The organism is Niallia sp. FSL W8-1348 (assembly GCF_038006745.1).
In the GTDB taxonomy this organism is placed as follows: Bacteria; Bacillota; Bacilli; order Bacillales; family Cytobacillaceae; genus Niallia; species Niallia alba.
Window position 1 is genome coordinate 3,475,231 of record NZ_JBBOVV010000001.1, and the last position, 24,169, is coordinate 3,499,399.

The 24,169-nt window shown below is 35.8% G+C and carries 26 protein-coding genes; 23 read left to right on the forward strand and 3 right to left on the reverse strand.

Annotated features, from left to right (window positions below):
* Positions 1 to 292: 292 nt before the first annotated feature.
* The 16 genes from NST60_RS16360 to NST60_RS16435 all read left to right on the forward strand — a co-directional run bounded on the left by NST60_RS16360 (position 293) and on the right by NST60_RS16435 (position 15,771).
* Positions 293 to 1,417, forward strand: a complete 1,125-nt coding sequence (locus NST60_RS16360; protein ID WP_169189079.1) for a DUF4097 family beta strand repeat-containing protein — start codon at positions 293 to 295, stop codon at positions 1,415 to 1,417.
* Between the two features lie 137 nt (positions 1,418 to 1,554).
* A complete protein-coding gene (locus tag NST60_RS16365) occupies positions 1,555 to 1,908 on the forward strand; it encodes a phage holin family protein (RefSeq protein WP_169189078.1) in 354 nt (117 codons plus the stop codon).
* A gap of 339 nt (positions 1,909 to 2,247) precedes the next feature.
* Positions 2,248 to 3,177: an HPr(Ser) kinase/phosphatase gene (gene hprK / locus NST60_RS16370; protein ID WP_016203888.1), complete on the forward strand. Its 930-nt coding sequence runs from the start codon at positions 2,248 to 2,250 to the stop codon at positions 3,175 to 3,177.
* Between the two features lie 91 nt (positions 3,178 to 3,268).
* On the forward strand, positions 3,269 to 4,081 hold the full coding sequence (gene lgt / locus NST60_RS16375; RefSeq protein ID WP_169189077.1) for a prolipoprotein diacylglyceryl transferase: 813 nt from the start codon (positions 3,269 to 3,271) through the stop codon (positions 4,079 to 4,081).
* Positions 4,082 to 4,092: 11 nt separating this feature from the next.
* Positions 4,093 to 4,755 carry a pyrophosphatase PpaX gene (gene ppaX, locus NST60_RS16380; RefSeq protein ID WP_040343729.1) on the forward strand — a complete coding sequence of 221 codons (663 nt, stop codon included), beginning with the start codon at positions 4,093 to 4,095 and terminating at the stop codon, positions 4,753 to 4,755.
* On the forward strand, positions 4,752 to 5,285 hold the full coding sequence (locus NST60_RS16385) for an acyltransferase (RefSeq protein ID WP_169189076.1): 534 nt from the start codon (positions 4,752 to 4,754) through the stop codon (positions 5,283 to 5,285). Before ppaX ends, NST60_RS16385 begins: the two co-directional genes overlap by 4 nt.
* 401 nt (positions 5,286 to 5,686) lie before the next feature.
* Complete coding sequence (locus tag NST60_RS16390) at positions 5,687 to 6,811, forward strand: IS4 family transposase (protein WP_016205491.1); 1,125 nt, start codon at positions 5,687 to 5,689, stop codon at positions 6,809 to 6,811.
* Between the two features lie 527 nt (positions 6,812 to 7,338).
* Entirely contained in the window at positions 7,339 to 8,523 is a 1,185-nt protein-coding gene (locus tag NST60_RS16395) for an ATP phosphoribosyltransferase regulatory subunit (protein ID WP_169189716.1), read from the forward strand.
* Complete coding sequence (hisG, locus tag NST60_RS16400) at positions 8,520 to 9,164, forward strand: ATP phosphoribosyltransferase (RefSeq protein ID WP_101729275.1); 645 nt, start codon at positions 8,520 to 8,522, stop codon at positions 9,162 to 9,164. Before NST60_RS16395 ends, hisG begins: the two co-directional genes overlap by 4 nt.
* Positions 9,165 to 9,182: 18 nt before the next feature.
* A complete protein-coding gene (gene hisD / locus NST60_RS16405) occupies positions 9,183 to 10,451 on the forward strand; it encodes a histidinol dehydrogenase (protein WP_341099465.1) in 1,269 nt (422 codons plus the stop codon).
* A 73-nt stretch (positions 10,452 to 10,524) separates the two neighbouring features.
* Positions 10,525 to 11,112 (forward strand): imidazoleglycerol-phosphate dehydratase HisB, encoded by a 588-nt coding sequence (gene hisB, locus NST60_RS16410; protein ID WP_169189074.1) that lies wholly within the window; start codon positions 10,525 to 10,527, stop codon positions 11,110 to 11,112.
* On the forward strand, positions 11,113 to 11,736 hold the full coding sequence (gene hisH / locus NST60_RS16415; protein WP_341099466.1) for an imidazole glycerol phosphate synthase subunit HisH: 624 nt from the start codon (positions 11,113 to 11,115) through the stop codon (positions 11,734 to 11,736).
* 5 nt (positions 11,737 to 11,741) lie between these two features.
* Entirely contained in the window at positions 11,742 to 12,470 is a 729-nt protein-coding gene (gene hisA / locus NST60_RS16420; protein ID WP_169189072.1) for a 1-(5-phosphoribosyl)-5-[(5-phosphoribosylamino)methylideneamino]imidazole-4-carboxamide isomerase, read from the forward strand.
* A 41-nt stretch (positions 12,471 to 12,511) separates the two neighbouring features.
* A complete protein-coding gene (hisF, locus tag NST60_RS16425; RefSeq protein ID WP_101729270.1) occupies positions 12,512 to 13,270 on the forward strand; it encodes an imidazole glycerol phosphate synthase subunit HisF in 759 nt (252 codons plus the stop codon).
* Positions 13,267 to 13,911, forward strand: coding sequence for a bifunctional phosphoribosyl-AMP cyclohydrolase/phosphoribosyl-ATP diphosphatase HisIE (gene hisIE / locus NST60_RS16430; protein ID WP_341099468.1), 645 nt, complete (start codon positions 13,267 to 13,269; stop codon positions 13,909 to 13,911). The genes hisF and hisIE overlap by 4 nt, the downstream gene beginning before the upstream one ends.
* A gap of 345 nt (positions 13,912 to 14,256) precedes the next feature.
* Positions 14,257 to 15,771 carry a tetratricopeptide repeat protein gene (locus NST60_RS16435; protein ID WP_341099469.1) on the forward strand — a complete coding sequence of 505 codons (1,515 nt, stop codon included), beginning with the start codon at positions 14,257 to 14,259 and terminating at the stop codon, positions 15,769 to 15,771.
* A gap of 122 nt (positions 15,772 to 15,893) precedes the next feature.
* On the opposite strand, the gene NST60_RS16440 is transcribed toward NST60_RS16435, so the two are convergent.
* Positions 15,894 to 16,142 carry a hypothetical protein gene (locus tag NST60_RS16440; protein ID WP_016203874.1) on the reverse strand — a complete coding sequence of 83 codons (249 nt, stop codon included), beginning with the start codon at positions 16,140 to 16,142 and terminating at the stop codon, positions 15,894 to 15,896.
* A 146-nt stretch (positions 16,143 to 16,288) separates the two neighbouring features.
* Between NST60_RS16440 and NST60_RS16445 the strand changes: the two genes are divergently transcribed.
* Both NST60_RS16445 and trxB read left to right on the forward strand, forming a co-directional pair.
* Positions 16,289 to 16,636 (forward strand): helix-turn-helix domain-containing protein, encoded by a 348-nt coding sequence (locus tag NST60_RS16445; RefSeq protein ID WP_169189068.1) that lies wholly within the window; start codon positions 16,289 to 16,291, stop codon positions 16,634 to 16,636.
* A 273-nt stretch (positions 16,637 to 16,909) separates the two neighbouring features.
* The gene (gene trxB, locus NST60_RS16450) at positions 16,910 to 17,860 is read left to right on the forward strand and encodes a thioredoxin-disulfide reductase (RefSeq protein WP_016203872.1); all 951 of its coding nucleotides are present in this window, start codon (positions 16,910 to 16,912) and stop codon (positions 17,858 to 17,860) included.
* A gap of 274 nt (positions 17,861 to 18,134) precedes the next feature.
* Here the strand turns inward: trxB and NST60_RS16455 are convergent, their stop codons facing one another.
* Complete coding sequence (locus NST60_RS16455; RefSeq protein WP_169189066.1) at positions 18,135 to 19,088, reverse strand: nuclease-related domain-containing protein; 954 nt, start codon at positions 19,086 to 19,088, stop codon at positions 18,135 to 18,137.
* A 169-nt stretch (positions 19,089 to 19,257) separates the two neighbouring features.
* Here NST60_RS16455 and NST60_RS16460 point away from each other — a divergent pair, with 169 nt between their 5' ends.
* The 5 genes from NST60_RS16460 to NST60_RS16480 all read left to right on the forward strand — a co-directional run bounded on the left by NST60_RS16460 (position 19,258) and on the right by NST60_RS16480 (position 23,084).
* On the forward strand, positions 19,258 to 19,716 hold the full coding sequence (locus NST60_RS16460) for an NUDIX hydrolase (protein WP_016203870.1): 459 nt from the start codon (positions 19,258 to 19,260) through the stop codon (positions 19,714 to 19,716).
* Between the two features lie 22 nt (positions 19,717 to 19,738).
* Positions 19,739 to 20,620: an RNase adapter RapZ gene (rapZ, locus tag NST60_RS16465; RefSeq protein WP_016203869.1), complete on the forward strand. Its 882-nt coding sequence runs from the start codon at positions 19,739 to 19,741 to the stop codon at positions 20,618 to 20,620.
* On the forward strand, positions 20,617 to 21,573 hold the full coding sequence (locus NST60_RS16470; protein WP_341099471.1) for a gluconeogenesis factor YvcK family protein: 957 nt from the start codon (positions 20,617 to 20,619) through the stop codon (positions 21,571 to 21,573). Before rapZ ends, NST60_RS16470 begins: the two co-directional genes overlap by 4 nt.
* Before the next feature lie 140 nt (positions 21,574 to 21,713).
* A complete protein-coding gene (whiA, locus tag NST60_RS16475; protein WP_169189063.1) occupies positions 21,714 to 22,658 on the forward strand; it encodes a DNA-binding protein WhiA in 945 nt (314 codons plus the stop codon).
* Between the two features lie 177 nt (positions 22,659 to 22,835).
* Complete coding sequence (locus NST60_RS16480) at positions 22,836 to 23,084, forward strand: HPr family phosphocarrier protein (RefSeq protein WP_212117394.1); 249 nt, start codon at positions 22,836 to 22,838, stop codon at positions 23,082 to 23,084.
* 359 nt (positions 23,085 to 23,443) lie between these two features.
* Here NST60_RS16480 and clpP read toward each other — a convergent pair whose 3' ends face one another.
* Positions 23,444 to 24,049 (reverse strand): ATP-dependent Clp endopeptidase proteolytic subunit ClpP, encoded by a 606-nt coding sequence (clpP, locus tag NST60_RS16485; RefSeq protein WP_101729262.1) that lies wholly within the window; start codon positions 24,047 to 24,049, stop codon positions 23,444 to 23,446.
* Positions 24,050 to 24,169 lie beyond the last annotated feature (120 nt).

Here is a 24,169-nt window from a genome sequence, read left to right on the forward strand (position 1 = left end):
CTGAATGTTTGAGGCAATTTGTATTAATAGTAAATGCAGCCAATAAATATCATTAAAAGTAGTTATTTTCAAAAAAATGTTGCTTTTCATTCTTTGTTCTAAATCGGGAGTGAAATGGAGCGATTAAGTTTTTGCGTTTAGCTGTTTTCTAAAAGGTTGTTGTTTTTTTCAATAGAAGAAAATAATCTTATTTTTGATTACATTCATTTTATAATGTGCAGTTTCGTATCTTATCTAATTTAGGTGGAGGTTTTAAAGGAATAAAATCGTTCATTTTTGAGGAGGATTTAAAGTGGCAGATGAGAAAAAGCGAATTTTAGAACTAGTGGAAAGTGGCAAATTGACCGTAGATGAAGCATTAAAGCTAATGGAAAAGGTTGATGAAGTAAATGAGAAGAAGTCACTCAATGAAGACGAAAAGAAAATATTAGAAGATTTTCAAGAAGAAACAAAGTTTCATGAAAAGAAGAAAGAAACAAATTCAAATTATGGATTTAATTTTCAATCTGCGAAAGATAAGCTCTTTGACTTTGTTGATACAACGATAAAAAAGGTGAAGGAAGTAGACCTAGATTTAAACTTTGGTCATTTTGAAGAAGTTTCTCATATTTTTCAATACAATAATATCACACCAAAAAAGTTAGATATTGATATTCCAAATGGAGAAGTGGAGCTTATTCCATGGGATCAAGAAGAAGTTAGTATTGAATGTAAAGCAAAGGTATATCGCGTAAATTCGTTAGAAGAAGCAAAAAATGTGTTTTTAAAGGAAGTAGATGTAATTGTAGATGATGAGAAATTACTAGTAAAAACGAATCATAAATGGATGAAGGTAAAAACGCAAGTTTATATCCCACAAACTTCGTATGAATCAGCCATCGTTCGTTTATTTAATGGACCCATTACTACATTTGATGTTAAAGCGGAAAAATTGTATGCTAAAACGGCTAATGGTAAAATAATGTTACAGGCTGGTGAAAATAAAAAAGTAGAAGCGGATGCGGCAAACGGCAGTATTAAAGTCGAAAAAGGCAATATAGAAAAACTTGACGCTGAAACGATAAATGGATCGATTACAGTTGAAGGTTATTTTAATAAAGTCGATTTACAATCCTTTAACGGCAGTATTTTATGCACAAACCATTCGGAAACATGTGAAGTGTTTGAACTTCAAGGAACAACAGGTAGTATCGAGGTAAGCTTACCAGAAACATTAGCGGTTAGTGGAGAGTTAAAAACGAATTTCGGTGGATTTAATGTAGAGTTAGAGGGTATACAAATAGTAGAAGAGAAAAATGAAGTTCTTCAAAAGACGTTACAATTTAAATCGATACAATCAAGTGAGCATCATACAAAAATTGATGCTAATACAAAAACAGGATCGATTAAAGTGAAGAAGATTGAAAAAAATAATTAATTATAATAGAGGAAACCGATAAGGTAATTAAACTCGGGATGGAAAAACATATGCGAATTTCTAATTCTGTTCGTTTAGATTGTTTTTTCCCTATAACCAGTATCGGTTTCTACTATGCTTAATGAGGAGTAATTGGAATGAGATGGATAGTAGGAATACTAATTAATGCTATTTTCTTTGTAGCATTGGCTGGTTTATTTCAAGATCAATTTTATTTATCAGGGATTGGTGCTGCGATTGGAGCAAGCGTTATTTTATCCTTGCTAAATATTATTGTTAAACCAATATTAATTTTATTGACATTACCTGTAACAATTCTTTCGCTAGGACTATTTTTATTTGTCATCAATGCTATTACATTGTCATTAACAGACAGATTGATGGGAGACAGTCTTGAAATTTCAAGTTTTGGTATGTGCTTGCTTTTTAGCATTTTACTTTCACTTTGCAATATAATTGTTCAAAATACAGTCCTTCGAGAAAAAGGGTAAGAGGCTGCCAGATATAGAAGTGGAAACTATTCCATTGCTTTATCTGGCAGTTTTTTTGTCTTTTTATCCTACTGTTAACGGATAGTAAGCTGCGGAAAATCGAAGAAGATATCCGTTAAGTACAACAAATCATTAGGAGGGGATGAGGAAAAAAACTATTGATGAAAGTTTTCTTTATTTTAGAATACCTTTTCCTAATAATTTGACTGAATTCTAGCATATATTTATCTTTTAATGCTAAAATAAGGTGAATATGGAATTATAAATAATGACTAAAATTAAACAGTTTTTTTCTGTTTATAAAAACTTAACAGCAAGGACCTTTAAAGGAGGAGCTTCATGGCGGCAAAAGTACTAATAAAAGATGTGATTGAAGAGTTTGATTTAGAAATTGTAAGTGGAGAAGAAGGTATTAATCGACCAATTACAGTTAGTGATATATCAAGACCAGGTTTAGAAATGGCTGGTTATTTTAACTATTATCCTGCAGAGCGTGTTCAGCTGTTAGGTAAGACTGAACTTTCCTTTGCAGAACGATTAAGTGAGGAAGAAAGAGCAAACCGCTTAACGAAATTATGTAGTGATACTACTCCAGGAATCATTATTACGCGAAATATGGAAGTACCACCGCAATTAATCGAAGCATCAGAGGAATTAGCAGTACCAGTATTACGTTCTAAGCATAAAACATCGCTTTTTTCCAGTCGACTTACTAATTTCTTGGAAAGAAAACTAGCGCCTACTACGGCTGTTCATGGTGTTCTTGTTGATATTTATGGTGTGGGCGTGTTAATCACTGGTAAAAGTGGTGTAGGTAAAAGTGAAACAGCTCTTGAGCTTGTTAAGCGTGGACACCGATTAGTGGCTGATGATTGTGTGGAAATAAGACAAGAAGATGAAAACTTAATTGTCGGCAGTTCACCAGAACTAATTGAACATTTATTGGAAATTCGTGGTTTAGGGATTATTAATGTAATGACTTTATTTGGAGCAGGGGCTGTGCGAACGCACAAAAAGATTTCATTAGTTATGTCGCTAGAACTATGGGAACAGAACAAGCAATATGACCGTTTAGGCTTAGATGAAGAAAAAATGAAAATAATTGATACAGAAGTAACGAAGCTTACAATTCCAGTTCGCCCAGGACGAAACTTAGCGGTCATTATTGAAGTAGCGGCAATGAATTTCCGCTTAAAACGCATGGGCGTGAATGCAGCAGAACAATTCACAAATAAACTAAATAATGTTATATCGGACGAAAGAAAGTAAATAGATGGTAGAAAAAGGGAACTAAAAGGTGAGATAAAAGTAAAATATTTATTATGCCTTTAAACATTCCTTGGGAATAGGAGGAAATCAGATGGAAGATATACGACCAATTGATCCAGTTGCATTTTCATTAGGACCAATTGATGTCCGCTGGTATGGACTTATAATCGGTTCAGGATTGATTCTTGCGCTAATTATTGCAATGCGCGAAGGGAATAGGAGAGGACTTGGAAAGGATGACTTTCCCGATTTAATGCTATGGGCTATTCCAATCTCGATAATATGTGCAAGAATTTATTATGTCATTTTTGAGTGGAGCTATTATAAAGACCACCTAGGAGATATCCCGAAAATTTGGAATGGTGGTATTGCCATTCATGGGGCTTTAATCGGAGCTGTCGTTACTACTTATATTTTTACAAAGAAAAAGGGCATATCTTTCTGGAAAATGGCAGATATAGCAGCACCAAGTATTATTCTTGGACAAGCAATTGGCCGCTGGGGAAACTTTATGAACCAAGAGGCCCATGGCGGGGAAGTAACACGATCGTTTTTAGAAGGATTGCATTTACCAACTTTTATCATTGATCAGATGTATATTAACGGAACATACTATCATCCTACTTTTTTATATGAATCATTATGGAATATTGTTGGATTCGTGATTTTACTAGCTTTACGAAAAGTAAATTTACGTAGAGGAGAAATATTCTTATCTTATGTTATTTGGTATTCGATTGGAAGATTCTTTATAGAAGGAATGAGAACAGACAGTTTAATGATTGGTGAATTACGAATGGCTCAATTAATTTCTTTAGCTTTAATTGTTCTTTCTGCTGTCACAATCGCTTATCGAAGAAAAGCAGGATTGGCACATGAACGTTATTTAGATACAAATGGTTAATAATAGAAAGGATGTTTCGGTTGACTGGAAAGATTAATACAGCATTATTTGATTTAGATGGGACGCTAATTAATACAAATGAATTAATTATTTCCTCTTACTTACATACATTAAATCATTATTACCCAGGAAAATATGAGCGAAAAGATGTCATTCCTTTCATGGGGCCTCCATTATTAGAAACATTTGAATCGATTGATAAATGGAGAGCGCCAGAAATGATGACGATGTATCGTAGTTATAATATTGAAAATCATGATAAAATTGTCACCATTTTTGATGGTGTATATGATGCAATCAAAGAACTGAAGCAAAGAGGCTTTAAGCTAGCGATTGTTTCAACGAAATTATCAGATGTAGTAGAAATGGGTCTTAAATTAACAAAATTAGATGAGTTTTTTGACGTAGTGGTTGCTTTGGATCATGTAACAAAGGCAAAGCCAGATCCAGAGCCAGTCCTTCTTGCACTTGAAAAATTAAAGGCATCCCCGTCAGAAGCGATTATGGTCGGAGATAATAAACATGATATATTGTCAGGAAAAAATGCGGGTACTTTAACAGCAGGTGTAGCTTGGACACTAAAGGGGAAGGAATTCTTACAGGAATACAACCCTGATTATATTTTTGAGAATATGAAAGATATCCTTTCTATTCCTGAAGTCCAATCATCATGAGAAAGACGACAAGATATCCGGTAAGTGGACCAAACTCGCTGTGGCATGTTTATAAAACGGTCCCTTTTTTAAAAGTAATCAAAAATTTTATCGTTATCCAGACAGCAAGATATATGCCTTTTTTAAAAGCTAAGAACTGGATGTACCGCAAGCTTTTGAAAATGAAGGTAGGAGACCAAACTTCTTTTGCTTTAATGGTAATGCTAGATATTATGTTTCCTGAAAAAATCAGGGTAGGCAAGAATAGTGTCATAGGGTACAATACAACCATTCTTGCTCATGAATATTTAATAGAGGAATACAGGATAGGTGAGATTGAAATTGGCGATGAAGTAATGATAGGTGCCAATTCAACGATTCTTCCTGGTGTGAAAATCGGTGACCGTGCGATTGTCTCTGCAGGTACACTAGTACATAAAGATGTTCCCGCTGGATATTTTGTTGGCGGAAATCCGATGCAAGTCATTTATACTGCAGAACAAATGGAAGAGCGCAGAAAAAGCGAGCCTTCCTATGTAATGGATGAATAAATAAAGTAAACCTATCTTCCGTTATTCCAAGATTTATTATCTTTGAGTAACGAATAGATAGGTCTTTTTAAAAATTTCAGAATTAATAAAAAATATATGTTAAGCAATTACTTTATCTCACTCATAAAGACTATCTCAAGCTGCGGAAAATCGAAGAAGCTAGGTGGGGAATAAACTGTCCGTAAAGGTTCGATAAGTGCAACTAACCATCAGTGGTGTTGAGGAAAAAACCCAACTGATGGAAGTTTACTTTATATAGTTGGGGTCACTAGTGTCGCATTAAAATAATTCAACATAGCTAAATAAATTAAATTTTCCGCAAATAAACTTTTCTATAAAAAAAGCCTTTATAATGGGTTGGTGGTAGTAACCTATCCAAATCCAAAATAAAGGACTAACGCATGGATAAGTTTACACGAAAAACATCATTTGAACAATGGCTTTCACCTATTTCCAACAATTTGTTAGAGGAACAAGTGAAAAACTATCAATTAAATTACTATACGAAGAAGCTGCATATGACTTCCTTTTTGAAATTACTACTATATGCACAACTCCATGAAACGGAGAGTTTGCGTGCATTAAGTGATTGCGTGTTTTCAGAAGAATTACAAAACGCCACTCAACTTGATTCCATTAGTTTCTCTCAACTGGGTAGGCGATTAAATCTGGTTCCAACGGAGTTTTTCCAAACTATTTTTCTTGATTTAGTCAAGCAAATTCATCGGAAGACTGATTTTCAAGCGAGACGAAAAACGACAACACCTCTTAAAATTATTGATTCCAGTACATTACCATTAAACTTGAACAACCATAAGTGGGCAAAATTTCGAAAAACCAAATCTGGTGTGAAGCTCCATCTACGCCTCGTATTTATGGAAAAAGGTCATTCCTATCCAGATCAATCCGTGCTTACAAATGCCAACGAACATGACCGAGGCCAGCTTGAGATCCTGGTCGATGACAAAGAATGCATGTATGTGTTTGATCGTGGATACTTGGACTATGAACGATTCGATCGCATGACAGATGAAGGCTATTTCTTCGTCTCTCGACTGCGTAAAAATGCGGTTGTACGTAGCCTTGAAACACTCTCGTTACCAGAAGATTCTTCTGTGTTATCGGATGAGATGGTCGTCATTGGAACCACACAAAATCGATCGGAGAATGTTTTCCGTTTGATCAAAGTATGGGATACAAAAGGAAATGAGCTACACTTGTTAACGAATCGTTTTGATTTAAGTGCGGATGAAATCGCTGAACTTTACAAATCACGGTGGGCCATTGAACTGTTTTTCAAATGGATGAAACAGCATTTGAATATCAAAAAATTCTTTGGACAGAGTGAACAAGCTGTGCACAACCAAGTGTATATAGCGATGATCGTCTATTGCTTGAATGTACTGGCTCAACGGAACACGAAAAGTAAGCGATCGTACTTACAAATTAGTCGTTATTTGAAAGCAGCTTTATGGAAACCGGAACACATTTGGTTGAGAAAAATAGGGGGAAACACTGTCCCATAAGCCAATCACTGTCTCTATCACACTCGCCACAAGGTATAGTAAAAAAATGGATGTTTACTACCTATGTTTAATCATCTTTCTTTTTACTCAAAAGTAAGGATAATTAATAACGGAAAATTCCGTCAATGTTTATGCGACGCTAGTGAGTTGGGGTTTTATTAATTAGGCTGTTTTCTAGAGGATTATTATTTTTTCAATAGGAAAAATGAATTAGTAGGAAAAATGGAGCAACCGGAATACACGTAGGCTCCTGTGGGATTAGCGAGACAGTCTGAGACCCCGGAGGCGAAGCTGAGGAGACTTAGCGCGAGCCCCACAGAAAGCGAAGGGTATTCCGGCTGCAGGTAATCACAACAAACTTTACGAAAACAGTCATTAATTAAAATAATAATTTTTAGAAAGATCCAATAAATGAAACTTTTCTCTTGACCTATGATAAGGCGAAGAGTACACTAAAAACAACTCTTTAATTTGGTAGTATATTAGCGAACTAAAGCATTCTGAATTTTAAAACACGAGGTGTAATGATGAGTAGCTTATTTATGTTTGAAAAGCCATTAGGCATGAGAGATACATTACCAGCGATTTACGAAAGAAAATATAAAGTAAAACAAAAGATAGATGTAGAAATAAAAAAATGGGGCTATCAATTTATTGAAACTCCGACATTGGAATACTATGAAACAGTTGGGACAGCGTCTGCTATTTTAGATCAGCAGCTTTTTAAATTACTGGATCAACAAGGACATACACTTGTACTTCGCCCAGATATGACAGCCCCGATAGCGAGAGTAGCGGCATCTAAGCTTTTATCAGAAGAATTGCCATTGCGCCTTGCTTATAATGCGTCTGTTTTTCGCGCGCAGCAACGAGAAGGAGGGAGACCAGCTGAATTTGAGCAAATAGGCGTTGAGTATATTGGCGATAAAACAATTAGTGCAGATGGAGAAGGGATTTCTTTGCTTATTTCCTCTCTCCAACAAGCTGAAGTAGACAATTATCAAGTATCAGTTGGACATATAGGGTTCGTCCAGGCGTTTTTTCAACAAATCCTTGGAACGAAAGAAAGAGCAGATAGTTTAACGAAATATTTATATGAGAAAAACTATGTCGGATATCGCCAGCATGTCGAACAGCTTGCTTTATCAAGCATTGATAAACAGCGACTAAATGATTTCTTAAAGCTTAGGGGAAGTGAAGAAGTTATAAGTCTTGCTTATCAATTAATAGAAGGAAATCAGGGGGCAAAAGCAATTGATGACTTAAAGCAGCTTTGGGAAATTCTTGTTGATTATGAAGTAGCAGATAGAGTGACATTTGATTTATCCCTTGTTAGTCATATGAGTTACTATACTGGTATTGTCTATGAAGTTTATGCAGAAGGGGTAGGTTTTCCGATTGGGAGCGGCGGACGCTATGATTTATTATTAGAGAAATTCGGAAAAAGAACTGGAGCTACTGGGTTTGCTATTCGGGTTGATCGATTATTAGAGGCACTTGGGAATGGGAAAAAACCAGGAACTATTCAATGCATTTTATTCAGTAATGAGCGTAGAAAAGAAGCGTTCCAATTAGCGCAAGAAAAGAGGCAAGCTGGAATCCATGTCATTACGCAAGATATTAATGGAGTTAAAGATGTGGATGCTTGTACGAAGCAATACAGTGAAATCATCCTATTGGTCGGGAAAAAAGGAGTGGAGGTTGTCAAATGAATGAGATGTTAACTATCGCCATGCCGAAAGGAAGAATATTCGAAGAGGCAGCTGACTTATTAAGAGATGCAGGCTTTCGTTTACCAGCAGAATTTGATGACTCCCGTAAATTAATTATTGATGTCGAAGAAGAAAACTTCCGCTTTATCTTGGCCAAACCAATGGATGTTCCAACATATGTGGAGCACGGGGTTGCAGACTTAGGAATCGCTGGGAAAGATGTTATGTTAGAAGAAGAAAGAGATGTATATGAATTATTAGATTTACATATTAGTGCATGTTATTTAGCAGTAGCAGGTCTTCCTCATACAGAGCTGAATGAAATTGCGCCAAGAATTGCAACGAAATATCCAAATGTTGCAGCAGCTTATTTTCGTGAACAAGGATCTCAAGTAGAAATCATTAAACTTAATGGTTCAATCGAGCTTGCGCCAATCATTGGCTTAACAGATAGAATCGTAGATATAGTTTCGACGGGAAAAACCCTTGTAGAAAATGGTCTTGTTGAGTACGAAAGAATTGTAGATATCACCTCGAGATTAATTGTAAATCCGGCAAGCTATCGATTAAAGGATAAACGAATTAGTGAATTGGTAGAAAGAGTTCAGCAAGTAGTAAAGGCGAATTTAACAGTGAAATAACTAGAAAGGGGTTTCTAGATGAGGATTGTGACAGATATAGAGAATATTTGCTTAAAGCGTTCTGTTGATGCTGGATCAGAAGAACAGCGAAAAGCAGTTATGGAGATAATGGACCAAGTCAAAAGAAAAGGTGATCAAGCGCTTATAGAATATACAAAAAAATGGGATGGCGCCGAGCTGACAAGTCTCCTAGTAAGGGAAGAAGAGATAGCGACTGCTTACGATCATGTTGAAACGGAAATGATTTCAATAATGAAGGAAGCGGCAGCCAACATTAAAGAATACCATCAAAAACAGCTGAAAACTTCGTGGAACTTTACCCAAGAAAACGGATCAGTCCTTGGTCAAAGGATTCTGCCTCTAGATTCAGTTGGTGTATATGTACCTGGTGGAACAGCAGCTTATCCTTCATCCGTGTTAATGAATGTGATTCCAGCTTTAGTTGCAGGAGTGAAACGAATTGTGATGGTATCACCACCAAATGAGAACGGCAATCTTCCTAGTGCAGTTTTAGTGGCAGCTGATATAGCGGGGGTAAAAGAAATTTATAAAGTAGGAGGAGCACAAGCTATAGCAGCATTAGCTTATGGGACAGAGTCGATTGAAAAGGTTGATAAGATTGTTGGTCCTGGAAATATTTTTGTTGCCCTTGCAAAGAGAGAAGTATTTGGAGATGTAGCGATAGATATGATTGCTGGTCCGAGTGAAATTGCCATCCTAGCAGATGCAACAGCAGTTGCTAAAGAAATCGCAGCAGATCTATTATCACAGGCTGAGCATGACGAAAGAGCTTCATCGGTTCTTGTCACAACATCTATTTCATTAGCAGAAGAGGTTATTAATGAAGTGGAGCAACAGTTAAATGATTTACCAAGAAAAGAAATAGCGAAAAAATCAATTGATCAATATGGGTTGATAGTAGTCGTTAAAACACTAGATGAAGCCACCACAGCAATTAATACAATTGCTCCAGAACATTTAGAAATAATAACAGAAAATCCATATGATATCCTCGAAAACATTCGCCATGCTGGCTCTATATTTATAGGGAGATATAGCTCAGAACCAGTTGGAGATTATTTTGCTGGAACAAACCATGTACTGCCTACAAATGGAACAGCAAGATTCTCCAATCCATTAAATGTGGACGATTTTCAAAAAAAATCTAGTATTACCCATTACAGTGAAGCAGCCTTTAAAGAAAATGCCTATAAAATAGCCAAATTTGCACGATTAGAAGGTTTAGAAGCCCATGCAAGAGCAATAGAAGCACGATATGAGGAGTAGTTGCTATTTACAAAAAATTGGTTAGATTGAGACTTGGAATCGATTAAAATACCTACATAAAGGGGGAAGAAAAATGGGAAGAACCGCAGCGGTTAGTAGAAAAACAGGAGAAACAAACATTCAGTTATCATTAAATATAGACGGAGAAGGGGTTTCTGAAATCGATACTGGTGTACCGTTTATGAACCACATGCTTGATTTATTTACAAAGCATGGGCAATTTAATTTAACAGTCCAAGCAAATGGAGATATCGAAGTAGATGATCACCATACAACAGAAGATATAGGGATATGCCTCGGAATGGCACTAAAAGATGCTCTAGGAGATAAAAGAGGTATAAAGCGTTATGGAAATAGTTTTGTACCAATGGATGAAACATTAGCACAAGTAGTGATCGATTTAAGTAATAGACCTCACTTAGAATTCCGTGCAGAGTTCCCGAGTGATAAGGTCGGAACATTTGATACAGAACTTGTGCACGAATTTCTTTGGAAATTAGCTTTAGAAGCTAGGATGAATCTTCACGTTATTTTACACTACGGGAAAAATACTCACCATATGATAGAAGCAATCTTTAAAGCATTGGCGCGTGCTTTAGATGAAGCAACGACCATCGACCCTAGAATTAAGGGGATTCCTTCCACGAAGGGAATGCTGTAAATGATCGGGATTATTGATTATGGAATGGGAAATTTGTTCAGTGTTAGCAAGGCATTAGAACGATTGAATGCGCCTTATTTTATTTCAGAGGACAAAGAAGAATTGCTCCAGGCAGATGCATTAATTCTTCCTGGTGTAGGAGCATTTAAAGATGCGATGGAAAAACTGAAGGAAACGGGCTTATCTGAAATGATTCATACATTTGTCGAGAACGGTAAACCTTTATTAGGAATTTGCCTCGGTATGCAGTTACTGTTTGAATCAAGTGAAGAGAATGGCTTAAGCGAAGGTTTAAAGTTATTGCCTGGCAAAGTGATACGCTTTTCAGGTATCTCCAAAGATGGTACGGCATATAAGGTACCTCATATGGGGTGGAATAAGCTTCATTTTAAGAAAGACTCATTAGTAACACCTAACATGGATGATGATTTTGTTTATTTTGTGCACTCTTATTATGCAGATACAAAAGAGGAAGTCATTATTGCAAGCTGTTCGTATGACAAAGAAGTTCCAGCAGTAGTAGGACGAAACAATGTATATGGTATGCAGTTTCATCCAGAGAAGAGTAGTAAATTGGGTATGCATTTATTAAGTAACTTTGCGAATCTAATACAGAAAGGATGACCCACATGACCTTTACTTTATACCCTGCTATTGATATGAGGGGCGGAAAGTGTGTCCGTTTGCTTCAAGGAGATTATGAAAAGGAAACAATCTATGGTGATTCTCCTTTTGATATGGCCAAAAGTTTTGTAGAACAAGGAGCAAAATGGATACATATGGTTGACCTTGATGGGGCAAAAGATGGCAAAAGAGTAAATGATCAATTTGTCATTGAAGCAGCTAAAAAATTAGGTGTTCACGTGCAAATCGGCGGCGGCATTAGGCAAGAAGCAGACATTGTTCATTATTTAGAGAATGGTGTAACGCGAGTAATCATTGGAAGTATAGCCGTTTCACAACCAGACTTTGCGATGGAAATGATTCGTAAATATGGGGATGGAATTGCAATTGGAATTGATGCGAAAAATGGTTATGTAGCAACGCATGGATGGCTATCTACTTCTGAGGTGAAGGCTGTGGAGCTTGGGAAACGCTTTGCAGATGCCGGAGCAGAAACTTTTATTTTTACAGATATTGCTACAGATGGAATGCTAAGTGGACCAAATGTTGAGGCGATTGAAGAACTGGCGATCGTAACAAAAAAAGAAGTAATCGCTTCAGGTGGTGTAAGTAGTATGGAGGATTTGAACCGACTAAAGGAAATTTACGTTAAAGGTGTCGGTGGTGCGATTATCGGTAAAGCATTATATGAAAAAAAATTCACACTGCAAGAAGCATTGGAACAAGTGTATTAACAAAGAGAAAGAGAGAGCTCATGGTGAGAGGGGGTTTAATAATGTTAACGAAGCGAATCATCCCATGTTTGGATGTAAAAGACGGCCGTGTTGTAAAAGGAATCCAATTTGTTCAATTAAAGGATGCGGGTGACCCAGTTGAATTAGCACGCTATTATGATGAACAAGGTGCAGATGAACTCGTGTTTCTTGATATTTCCGCTTCACATGAAGGAAGAAAAACAATGGTAGAAGTCGTAAAGGAAGTTGCTTCCCAGCTTGCTATTCCTTTCACTGTTGGGGGAGGCATTCATTCATTAGAGGATATGAAGAAAATTCTTCGGGCAGGTGCGGATAAGGTATCTTTAAACACAGCAGCCGTGTTAAATCCCTTATTAATTGAAGAGGGGGCCAATTTTTTTGGTTCTCAATGTATTGTAGTAGCAATTGATGCTAAATACGATATAGAGCTCAGCACATGGCGTGTTTATACACATGGCGGTAGGAATCCTGTAGATAAAGATGTGATTACTTGGGCAAAAGAAGTAGTCGCTCTGGGAGCAGGGGAGATATTATTGACAAGTATGGATTCAGATGGAGAGAAAAGTGGCTTCAACCTAGCTTTGACAAAAGCGGTAAGTGAGGCGGTTTCTGTTCCCGTAATTGCTTCAGGAGGAGCTGGGAATGCCAAGCATTTTGAAGAAGCATTTAAAGAAGGAATGGCCGATGCTGCACTAGCTGCCTCTATTTTTCACTATAAAGAAACATCCGTGCATGAAGTAAAAGAATACTTGAAGGAAAAAGGAGTGCTTGTTAGATGAAAGTAGAGGAATTGAATTATGATGAAAAAGGATTAATTCCTGCTATTGTGCAAGATGCTGCTACGAAAGAAGTGCTAACACTTGCTTATATGAATAAGGAATCCTTAGAGAAATCTTTGCAAACAGGGGAGACATGGTTTTATAGCCGTTCTCGTCAAGAACTTTGGCATAAAGGGGCAACAAGTGGAAATACACAGCAAATTGTAGAAATTAAATATGATTGTGATCAAGATGCTTTAGTAGTATGTGTTAAGCCTAATGGACCAGCTTGTCATAATGGAACCAACAGCTGTTTCGTAGAGAGTGTCTATCAAAATAAGGAAGCAATCGAATCTAATGTTTCAGACTATCAAATTCTCGCAAATCTAGAGAAAATTATAGAAGAAAGAGATATTAACCGCCCTGAAGATACATATACAACGTATTTATTCGAGAAGGGAGTAGATAAAATATTAAAGAAAGTGGGAGAAGAAGCAGCAGAAGTAATTATTGCTGCAAAAAATCGAGATGTAGAAGAACTCAAATGGGAAGCATCTGATCTGATTTACCATTTATTTGTCTTATTAAGAGAACAAAAATTGCCATTTTCCGATATTTTAAAGGTGTTGGAAGCACGTCATGAAGAAAAGCAAGGGAAGTAAGGGAGAATATTTATTTAATTTATATCTTGGTAAATTTATTATCTGAGGTCAGTGCTCGCTTTTCAGGAGCGAGCACCGAGCCGCTAGAAATACTTTAATCTCATCAAGAATCCTCAATAAGTGAAAGCAATAGTATTTTGCTTCCATACTCTTCCCTAATAACATCCCGTTTTTCTAACGATAGCTAAATATTCTGTTTAAAACCGTACACTTTTTTCCCAAAAGGGCATTGACTCTTCTCCGAATTGTATATAGTATGGTATACTTGTTTGGTTAACAGGAACAATTTATTTTAGCTTGCATTTAACTCTTGCTTTAAAAGGGAACATATATATTGGAGGATTTATGAATAAAAACTCAAATAGAGTACAACCGGTGGGTAAACTTATTACATTTAATCCTACAGGCGAATTTTATTTTAACAAAGGAATTAAGGCATATCATCAAAGAGATTATTATAAATCCCTTAAATATTTGCAAAGAGCACTGGCTTTAGAACCGGGAGAACCAATGATTGCATGTCAGCTTGCAGTCGTATATGCAGATATTGGAGAATATCAAAAATCTAATGAGCTTCTCCATGTTATTATCGAAGAATTAGATGAGGATATGGTTGAGTGTTATTATTTCCTAGCGAATAATTACGCCCATTTGGGATTTTTTAAAGATGCATATTATCATGCAAAACTATATTTAAGCTTGGATAAAGACGGAGAGTTTGTAGAGGACACGGAAGACCTTATGGAGGTTTTATCTCTGGAATCGGATGAGTTGGAGGAAGAGGAAGCCAACGAGGAAGAAGACCTAATTACGAGACAAGAGCAGGCGAGATCATTGCTTGAGTCTGGCAACTTTGCAAAAGCTGTGGAAGTATTAACGAAGGTCATTCAAGATTATCCAGAATATTGGTCTGCTTATAATAATTTAGCGTTAGCTCATTTCTACCTTGGTCAATCGGAAAAGGCTAGTGAGATTTTAGAGCATGTATTAAGCAACAATGTTGGAAACCTACATGCATTATGTAATAAACTTGTATTTGCATATTACCAAAATAATGAAGTTCACGTCAAAGAAATGGCAGCCATTTTAAAGAAAATCAATCCTATTTCAATAGATCATCAATTTAAACTTGGCTCTACTTTTGCTTTAATTGGCGAATATGATACTGCTTATTTCTGGTTGAAGAAAATCTATAAACAGGGATTTCAAGGAGACGGTTCTTTTTATTATTGGTTATCCTATGCAGCTTATTACACAGGGAATAAGCAAACGGCAAAAAAAGCTTGGAAAAAAGTAATAGATGAGCATCCTGAGAAAGAAGGGCAAGAGCCTTGGAACAATTTAGAATATAAGATTAGTGGTTTTGAAGAGCATCTTAGTTCTATTTTGAAAAGGTTTGAAAGCAGTCACGTAGAGGAAAGACTGTTTGCTACTTTCTTAACTTCTGTATCTAGTCAAAAGGATAAAATTCTTTCTTCTTCTGCAATACAGCAAAAGAATGTTCTTACGCAAATAGAGAAAGAGTATTTAGCCTTTGTTAAGACTGGTAACGAGATTGAGGATCCATACTTATATGTTGCGCATCATACTGCTGAACAAATTTATACAAATTACCATCCGATTGGTACAGAAGAGACGAGTTTGTATTTATTATGGTTCTCAGCAATCATGGAAATGCAAAGTGCAGGAATGTTATTAAAAAATTGCATTGCTAGTGCAGCGGCTATTGACTATTTATGGAATCAGGCGAAGACGAAAAAGACACAGCAAGAAATTGCTGACCAATATGGGCTTTCAATAACCACTTTACAGAAATATATAAAGTCATTGAAATCCTTTATGCAACCCATCTATAGTTAAGATTCCATCATCTTTGCTGTCTTATGTATTAAAAATGATGACGTATATATAAGCAGTCTGAGTCGTATAGAGTCTAGACTGCTTTTTTTAATGTCAACTAATTAAATAGATGATAAAAAGAGTTATAATGAATCTAATGATACATCTATTTTACGATATAAATACAACCCATTTATTACTGCAAGGATGTTAATGATATGGAGGGTGATTAATTCCATATGGTTAAATATTAATATGGAAGAACCACAAATGATGATACCGAAAAGAAGCATTCCCAATGCAGACCAAATCGGTATTTCCCTTGCCTTTATTTGCACCATTCCGCTTAAACCCCCATCTAGAGTGGACGATATCACTCCAATTAACAACATATTATCTCCTCCATTAAAAGTAACGTTAGGAATTAGGACATTTTTCTAAAAGATTGTTGTTTTTTCAATAGAATAAATTAAGAAACAGCCTAAACTAATTAAATATGATGGGGTAACCCCTATATCAATAAAAGGGAGAGTCGAAAATGAAAATTGGGGAGTTCGCAACGTTATTAAATACAACAAAAGAAACGGTACGGCAGTATGAAGAATTAAATTTATTGCAACCTCATAACAAAAAAGATTATGGCGATAAAGAAATTCTCGATTTTCAAGTGGTAAAAGAGCTACAGGAATATGGTTTTTCCTTAAAAGACATCCAGCTAATCTTTTCTTTAAAAGAAGCAGTAGACTGTGGGGATAAACAACTCATTGGTCAAGTTTATCAAATTTTTACAGGTCAATTAGAGAAACTTTTGCAAGAAGAAAAAGAAATACAAGAACGGAGATTGATTATAGAAAATGAGGCAAAGAAATTAAGGGATTTGCTATAGATAATCCTTTATCCCACTCTTACTGTCCATAAAGATCTGATTGGCTCAACTAACCATCAGTAGGGAAGGAAGGAAAACCCCCACTGATGGAAGTTTCACTTTATGATAACTTTTTCCACTTTGAGCAGATTTTTGGACGGATAGGGGATTAGTTTTATAGGATAGTAATAGATAATCATCCTTATAATAAGAAATGGACATTAATTCTTTTATATGAGCGTTAATTTAGTATAATAAATGCATTGGTTAGTTAATGGAAAGGGAGTTTTTGAAATGACGGAAGAAAAAATTTATGATGTTATCATTATTGGGGCTGGCCCAGCTGGAATGACAGCTGCTGTTTATACATCTCGTGCTAATCTTTCTACTTTAATGATTGAAAGAGGAATACCAGGTGGACAAATGGCGAATACAGAAGATGTAGAGAACTTTCCTGGATTTGAAAGTATTTTAGGTCCAGATTTATCTAATAAAATGTTTAATCATGCAAAAAAATTCGGTGCTGAATACGCATATGGCGATATTAAAGAAATAGTGGATGGAAAAGAATATAAAATAGTAAAAGCTGGTTCAAAAGAATTTAAAGCAAGATCCATTATTATTTCTACGGGTGCGGAATATAAAAAAGTCGGAGTTCCAGGTGAAAAAGAATTAGGTGGACGCGGCGTATCTTATTGTGCTGTTTGTGATGGTGCGTTCTTTAAAAACAAGCGTTTATTCGTAATTGGGGGTGGCGATTCAGCCGTAGAAGAAGGTGTATATTTAACTCGCTTTGCTTCCCAAGTTACCATTGTACATCGCCGTGACGAATTGAGAGCACAAAAAATTCTTCAAAAAAGAGCATTTGATAATGAAAAAGTAGACTTTATTTGGAACCATACCATTAAGTCAATCAATGAAAAAGATGGAAAAGTCGGTAGTGTGACACTTGTTTCTACAGTGGATCAAACAGAGCAGGAATTTGAAGCAGATGGCGTGTTTATCTACATTGGCATGGTTCCACTGTCTAAGCCGTTTGAAAGCTTAGGAATTACAAATGAAAATGGATATATTGAAACGAATGATCAAATGGAAACAAAGGTTCCTGGCATCTTTGCAGCTGGTGACATTCGTGAAAAAACACTCCGTCAAATTGTTACCGCAACAGGTGATGGAAGTATCGCTGCGCAAAGTGCTCAGCACTATGTAGAAGAGTTAGCAGAGTCATTAAAAGAAGCGTATTAAAAGTGTCATTCCGTTTTAATTGGAATGTAACAGTAGTGAAACATATTTGGGGTATCATATAAGTAGAAATTGACCCCCTTTTAAGATATATTTTTTGCATAGGCCCAACATGGAGCCTATGCCTTTTTTTGTGGATGTGACCAGATTTTTGTTTTGGCTGATAAGCATTATTTTTCGCGAATAACTGGTATGTTTTAGCGAATACTTTGTTTTTTTCAAGAATTTTAGAGGGAATTTCGCGAATATAGTGTTAAATGACGTAAATACTTTTATTTCATTCCAAAAAATCTTTTGTCGGGTAATAAATTCTTCCTCGATTTTCACCTGTATAAGGTAATTTCATCGAAACAAGAAGTCGATTAGCCGTATCTTTGGAAGAAATATGGACAAATTCACGAAATTCCTTACTAGTAATAGAAGGTTTGATTAAAAGGAAATAATCTTCCACTGCTTTTATATGGGCTTTTTTATCAAATGTGGAACAGGATGGACAAAACCAGTTACGCTTTTTTCTAATCATCGCAAATGCTTTGCAGTGAGGGCACTGAACACCTGTTATAATATCCTTTTTGCTTATATTGTATTTTTCCAATACATTAGTATTATCAGGACTATGATGCTTGCGGAGAAATTTGGAGATTTTACGAAGGCTCTTTTCATCTAGAACATTTCCTTTATATTTTCTTTGTAATTGATCCCATTTTTCAAGAAAACTATGGCTGTGGAGAACATGACTTTTTATCGAGGGATTTCCTTTTATGATAGTAGACGGTTTGGAAATAATAACGATGGGTTCAATAGGAGGAATAGTAAAGTGGCTTTTTCGTAAGAAAGATTCTAATTGCCGCTTTAATCTTTTTACTTGAGAGATTGGATCCAAGTAGCCTTCTTCTTGATTATTTCGAATTCGGGTAAATTGGTTTAAGGTTGTATCAAATAGTAATGTGCCTAAATAGTTTTTACAATCAATAATAATAAAAAAGAAATGTGTCAGTAAGAGATAGTCTATTTGAAAATAAGATTTCCCATCATATAAACGAAGATTATGAATAATAAAGCATTCTTTATCTGGGATAAAATCGAGATAATAGGTTAGTTCCTTTTCTCCTTTATAGCCGCGCAAATGAATAGAAACATCTTTTTGGATGGCCGAATATTTATCTCCGCGTTTTAAGAGTGCTTCTAATTTTCTTAACTTCAAACTTTTTTTAACAAGATTAACATACAAGAAAACCCACATCCTTATTCTATAGATTATCTAAATTATTCTCTGTAATGAATAAAGAATCCTCCATAATTGGAAAAGGCAATTTATTGTGAGGGCATGACAATAATAGTATAATAAAAGGAATGGTTAAAAGCAGTGCCTACATATAGAGAAAATTGGGGTGAATAATTTGCAACGTGTGACAAATTGTTTGTTACTTAAAGATAATAAAGTCTTATTGCTACAGAAACCAAGACGTGGTTGGTGGGTAGCACCTGGCGGGAAAATGGAGCCTGGAGAATCTGTGAGAGATTCCTGTATTCGCGAATACAGAGAAGAAACAGGTATTTATTTAAGAAATCCTAACATCAAAGGTATATTTACCTTTATTATAAAAGATGGAGATAAGATTATTTCGGAGTGGATGATGTTCACCTTTTTCTCTACGAATGCAGATGGTGTCAATGTAGATGAATCAGCTGAAGGGAAAATTGTCTGGCACGATTTAGATGATGTGAAAAACTTGCCGATGGCTGAAGGCGATTATCATATTTTAGATTACATGATCCATGGTAATGGAATTATCTATGGAACCTTTACTTATACACCAGATTTCGAATTAATTAGTTACCGATTAGATCCAAGCTAAAGATTTATTAGGGGGAATTAAAATGAGTGCAAGTGAACCACAAGTCGTAATCATCACAGGAATGTCAGGAGCGGGAAAAACAGTCGTTATCCAAAGCTTTGAAGACTTAGGATTTTTTTGTGTAGATAATTTACCGCCTACACTTTTACCTAAGTTTCTTGAACTTATGAAAGAGTCGGAGAATAAGATGAATAAGGTTGCTCTTGGGATGGATTTACGGGGCAGAGAATTTTTTGATGATTTATTCGCTGCACTAGATGATTTAGCAACTTCCTGGGTTGTACCGAAAATCCTTTTTCTAGATGCTGATGACAGCGCCCTAGTTAGAAGATATAAGGAGACTAGAAGAGTTCATCCCCTTGCACCATCTGGACTTCCTTTAGAAGGAATTAAATTGGAACGAGAAATGTTAGAAGAGCTCAAAGGAAGAGCGCAAATTATTTATAATACATCTCAAAGCTCTCCTAGAGAACTTAGAGAAAAGATTTTAAAAGAATTCTCTGTTAATAAACAATCCATCTTTACTGTAAATGTGATGAGTTTTGGATTTAAGCATGGACTTCCTATTGATGCAGATTTAGTATTTGATGTGCGTTTTTTACCAAACCCTCATTACGTTGAGCATATGAGACCAAAAACTGGGTTAGATGTCGAGGTATCCAGTTATGTGTTGAAATGGACAGAGACAGGCCAATTTTTAGAAAAGGTAATTGATTTACTAACATTTATGCTGCCTCAATATAAGAGAGAAGGAAAATCACAGCTTGTTATTGCAATTGGCTGTACTGGGGGACAGCATCGGTCTGTTGCATTAGCTGAATATATCGGCCATCACTTTGAAAAAGAATATAATATTGCTATTGCTCACCGTGATATGGAGAGGAGAAAGGACCAACAGGCATGAGTGAAAAGGAACAGCCAAGAATAGTAATCATCGGAGGAGGAACTGGCCTTTCTGTGCTTCTACGTGGACTAAAAAAATATCCAGTAGACATTACGGCAATAGTAACAGTAGCCGATGATGGAGGAAGCTCTGGAAGACTAAGAGAGGATCTTGATATCCCTGCTCCTGGAGATGTTCGCAATGTGTTAGCGGCATTATCCGATGTAGAGCCCTTAGTGGAGGAAATGTTTCAGCATCGATTTACTAATAGTAAAGACTTAGATGGACATTCATTAGGTAATTTGATCTTAGCTGCCATGACTTCCATTACTGGTAATTTTACCTATGCGATTCAAGAAATGAGCAAAGTACTAAATGTTCGTGGTAAAGTATTACCTGCAACTAGTCATAGTGTTATTTTAAATGCATTAATGGAGGATGGAACGGTTGTGGTAGGAGAATCCAGTATTCCGAAGGTTGGGAAGAGAATAAACAAAGTTTTTCTAACCCCAGAGGACTCTGCACCACTTCCTGAAACCATTCATGCTATCGAGCAAGCAGATTTAATTGTAATTGGACCTGGAAGCTTATATACTAGTATCTTGCCAAATTTGGTAGTCCCAGAAATCAAAGAGGCAGTCCGAGAAGCGAAAGCAAAAAAAGTATATGTATGCAATATTATGACACAGGCAGGAGAAACATCCGATTATACGGCAAGTGATCATGTGAAGGCGTTATATGAGCATGTAGAAACACCGTTTATCGACACTATTATCGTGAACAAAACGAACATACCTGCAAATGTACAACAAAGATATGATGAAGAAAAAGCAAAGCCTGTGGTTTTTGATATAAATCGGCTTGAACGAATGGATCTAGATGTAATAGCAGGTGATATCATCAAGCTTGATCAAGGTGTTATTCGCCATAATACAGTAGAAGTGGCGAAGATTCTTTATTCCATTATTGAATGAAGAAAGAATGGCTTTTTAGACAAAGGATATTTATAGGAAATCAAGTTAATAACGGTCTAAAAGCAACGGATTCCATTAAAAAAAATATATTTAAGAAAGAGCCTAAGAACACCTGCTTTTTTCTATAAGGGGGGAAGGATATGTCTTTTGCTTCAGAAACAAAAAAAGAATTAACAACAATTGAAGCCAAAAATTGCTGTGGAAAAGCAGAATTATCAGCACTGATTCAAATGAACGGGACACTTTCCTTTTCCAACCAGAGGCTAGTTGTGAATATACAGACAGAGAATGCGGCTATTGCAAGAAGAATTTACACCCTAATAAAAAGGTATTTTGACATACCAGTTGAATTATTAGTTCGCAAAAAGATGCGCTTGAAAAAGAACAATGTTTATATAGTGCGTATTTCCAATCATGGTAAAGAAGTGCTGGAGGAGCTAAGTATTCTTAAAGAAGGTTTCGTGTTTACTCATGAAATCTCTCCAGAGTTAATTAAGAAAAAATGTTGTAAACGATCCTATTTAAGAGGGGCCTTTTTAGCTGGTGGCTCTGTAAACAATCCAGAAACATCTTCATACCATTTAGAAATTGCTTCTTTATACAAAGAACATATCAATGCACTTAGTGATTTAATGAATACATTTGGGTTAAAAAGTAAGACGTTAGAAAGAAAAAAAGGGTTTATTGCTTATTTAAAAGAAGCAGAAAAAATAACCGAATTTCTTAATATTATTGGTGCGCATGGAGCGCTTCTACGTTTCGAAGACATTCGAATTGTTAGAGATATGAGAAATTCAGTAAATCGATTAGTTAATTGCGAAACGGCCAATTTAAATAAAACAATTGGAGCAGCATTAAGGCAAGTCGAGAATATCCGTTATATTGATAAAACGGTTGGGTTACAAATTTTACCTGATAAACTTAGAGAAATTGCAGAACTTCGCGTAGCTTATCAAGATGTTACGTTAAAAGAATTAGGTGAAATGGTATCTTCTGGTAATATTAGCAAATCCGGTATAAATCATCGGTTAAGAAAAATTGATGAAATTGCAGATGCTCTTCGTCGTGGAGAAGCAGTAAAATAATTGGAATGGATAATATATCAAGACAAGGGTATATATTATCCATTTTTTATTGCTACCTAAACTTTATTATCAGAAAAATTCATCTAAACTGAATATTCTTCTCTCTGAATACAGCAAAAAACTCATTTTCCTTGTATAATAGATATATTACTATTTTGATGAAGGGGAGAATGTTCGATGGTGGAACAAGAAATTACTGTAGATTTAAAATCAGGTCTACAAGCGCGACCTGCAGCTTTATTTGTACAAGAGGCTAGCAATTATTTATCAGAAGTATTTATTGAAAAGGAGGGAAGGAGAGTAAATGCAAAAAGTATAATGGGGATAATGGGATTAGCCATTAATTCTGGGGCAACAATAAAATTAATTGTTGATGGTAGTGATGAAGTGGAAGCGCTTCAGAATTTAAAAGGGTTGCTAAAGTGAATTTTTTATAAAATATAAAAAAGACTGTTCCAAAGAGGAGGATTTTAGAGGTAATATCCATCTATTCTGAGTGGTTCATTACCTATAAAAATCTAAGACCTTTGTTTGAAACAGTCTTTTTTTTTAAGGCTGTTTTCGTAAAGTTTGTTGCGATTACCCGCAGCCGGAATACACTTCGCTTTCCGTGGGGCTCGCGCTGAGCCTCCTCAGCTTCGCCTCCGGGGTCTCAGACTGTCTCGCTAATCCCACAGGAGTCTACGTGTATTCCGGCTGCTCCATTTTTTCAACTAATTGTTTTTTCGATTGAAAAAACAACAATTCTTTAGAAAACAGTCTTTTTCTAATGACTAAGTGATGTTTTATTTATTTTTTTTGTCTTCAAGAGAATTGCGGCTGATAACATGGTCAACTAAACCATATTCTTTAGCAACTTCAGCAGTCATAAAGTTATCGCGTTCTGTATCTCTTGCAATCACATCAATTGGTTGACCTGTACGCTCAGATAAAATACCGTTTAATTTATCACGTAAGAATAAGATACGTTTCGCAGCAATCTCAATTTCAGTTGCTTGACCTTGTGCTCCACCAAGTGGTTGGTGAATCATTACTTCACTATTTGGTAAGGCATAACGCTTGCCTTTTGCACCAGCAGCAAGTAAGAATGCACCCATAGAAGCAGCCATACCAATACAGATTGTTTGAACATCTGGCTTAATATATTGCATAGTATCAAAAATGGCCATTCCAGCAGTAATGCTTCCACCTGGGCTGTTGATATAAATAGATACATCTTTTTCAGGATTTTCTGTTTCTAAAAATAAAAGCTGGGATACGATAGAGTTAGCTACATTATCATCGATAGCACTACCAAGCATGATAATACGGTCTTTTAATAAACGAGAGTAGATATCGTAAGCACGTTCTCCTCTATTTGTTTGCTCAATAACTGTAGGAATTAAATTCATTTAAAATCCTCCTTTTTAATAATCTGTTCGAAAAGCATAAGTATTTGTTTCTTCAGTAAGATGAAAAACATCCAAACTGTATGTATTCCTAATGATACACGGATGGTCAATTAAGGTCAA

Bases quoted from the DNA above. Each gene is read 5' to 3' on its own strand.
- NST60_RS16440 (WP_016203874.1), bottom strand. From the start codon at position 16,142: ATGTTGTTAATTGGAGTGATATCGTCCACTCTAGATGGGGGTTTAAGC.
- hisG (WP_101729275.1), top strand. From the start codon at position 8,520: ATGAATGAGATGTTAACTATCGCCATGCCGAAAGGAAGAATATTCGAA.
- hisB (WP_169189074.1), top strand. From the start codon at position 10,525: ATGGGAAGAACCGCAGCGGTTAGTAGAAAAACAGGAGAAACAAACATT.
- lgt (WP_169189077.1), top strand. From the start codon at position 3,269: ATGGAAGATATACGACCAATTGATCCAGTTGCATTTTCATTAGGACCA.
- clpP (WP_101729262.1), bottom strand. From the start codon at position 24,049: ATGAATTTAATTCCTACAGTTATTGAGCAAACAAATAGAGGAGAACGT.
- hisIE (WP_341099468.1), top strand. From the start codon at position 13,267: ATGAAAGTAGAGGAATTGAATTATGATGAAAAAGGATTAATTCCTGCT.
- NST60_RS16480 (WP_212117394.1), top strand. From the start codon at position 22,836: ATGGTGGAACAAGAAATTACTGTAGATTTAAAATCAGGTCTACAAGCG.
- NST60_RS16470 (WP_341099471.1), top strand. From the start codon at position 20,617: ATGAGTGAAAAGGAACAGCCAAGAATAGTAATCATCGGAGGAGGAACT.
- hisH (WP_341099466.1), top strand. From the start codon at position 11,113: ATGATCGGGATTATTGATTATGGAATGGGAAATTTGTTCAGTGTTAGC.
- hisF (WP_101729270.1), top strand. From the start codon at position 12,512: ATGTTAACGAAGCGAATCATCCCATGTTTGGATGTAAAAGACGGCCGT.
- rapZ (WP_016203869.1), top strand. From the start codon at position 19,739: ATGAGTGCAAGTGAACCACAAGTCGTAATCATCACAGGAATGTCAGGA.
- hisD (WP_341099465.1), top strand. From the start codon at position 9,183: ATGAGGATTGTGACAGATATAGAGAATATTTGCTTAAAGCGTTCTGTT.
- whiA (WP_169189063.1), top strand. From the start codon at position 21,714: ATGTCTTTTGCTTCAGAAACAAAAAAAGAATTAACAACAATTGAAGCC.
- NST60_RS16395 (WP_169189716.1), top strand. From the start codon at position 7,339: ATGAGTAGCTTATTTATGTTTGAAAAGCCATTAGGCATGAGAGATACA.
- NST60_RS16435 (WP_341099469.1), top strand. From the start codon at position 14,257: ATGAATAAAAACTCAAATAGAGTACAACCGGTGGGTAAACTTATTACA.
- NST60_RS16365 (WP_169189078.1), top strand. From the start codon at position 1,555: ATGAGATGGATAGTAGGAATACTAATTAATGCTATTTTCTTTGTAGCA.
- hisA (WP_169189072.1), top strand. From the start codon at position 11,742: ATGACCTTTACTTTATACCCTGCTATTGATATGAGGGGCGGAAAGTGT.
- hprK (WP_016203888.1), top strand. From the start codon at position 2,248: ATGGCGGCAAAAGTACTAATAAAAGATGTGATTGAAGAGTTTGATTTA.
- ppaX (WP_040343729.1), top strand. From the start codon at position 4,093: ATGTTTCGGTTGACTGGAAAGATTAATACAGCATTATTTGATTTAGAT.
- trxB (WP_016203872.1), top strand. From the start codon at position 16,910: ATGACGGAAGAAAAAATTTATGATGTTATCATTATTGGGGCTGGCCCA.
- NST60_RS16385 (WP_169189076.1), top strand. From the start codon at position 4,752: ATGAGAAAGACGACAAGATATCCGGTAAGTGGACCAAACTCGCTGTGG.
- NST60_RS16390 (WP_016205491.1), top strand. From the start codon at position 5,687: ATGGATAAGTTTACACGAAAAACATCATTTGAACAATGGCTTTCACCT.
- NST60_RS16445 (WP_169189068.1), top strand. From the start codon at position 16,289: ATGAAAATTGGGGAGTTCGCAACGTTATTAAATACAACAAAAGAAACG.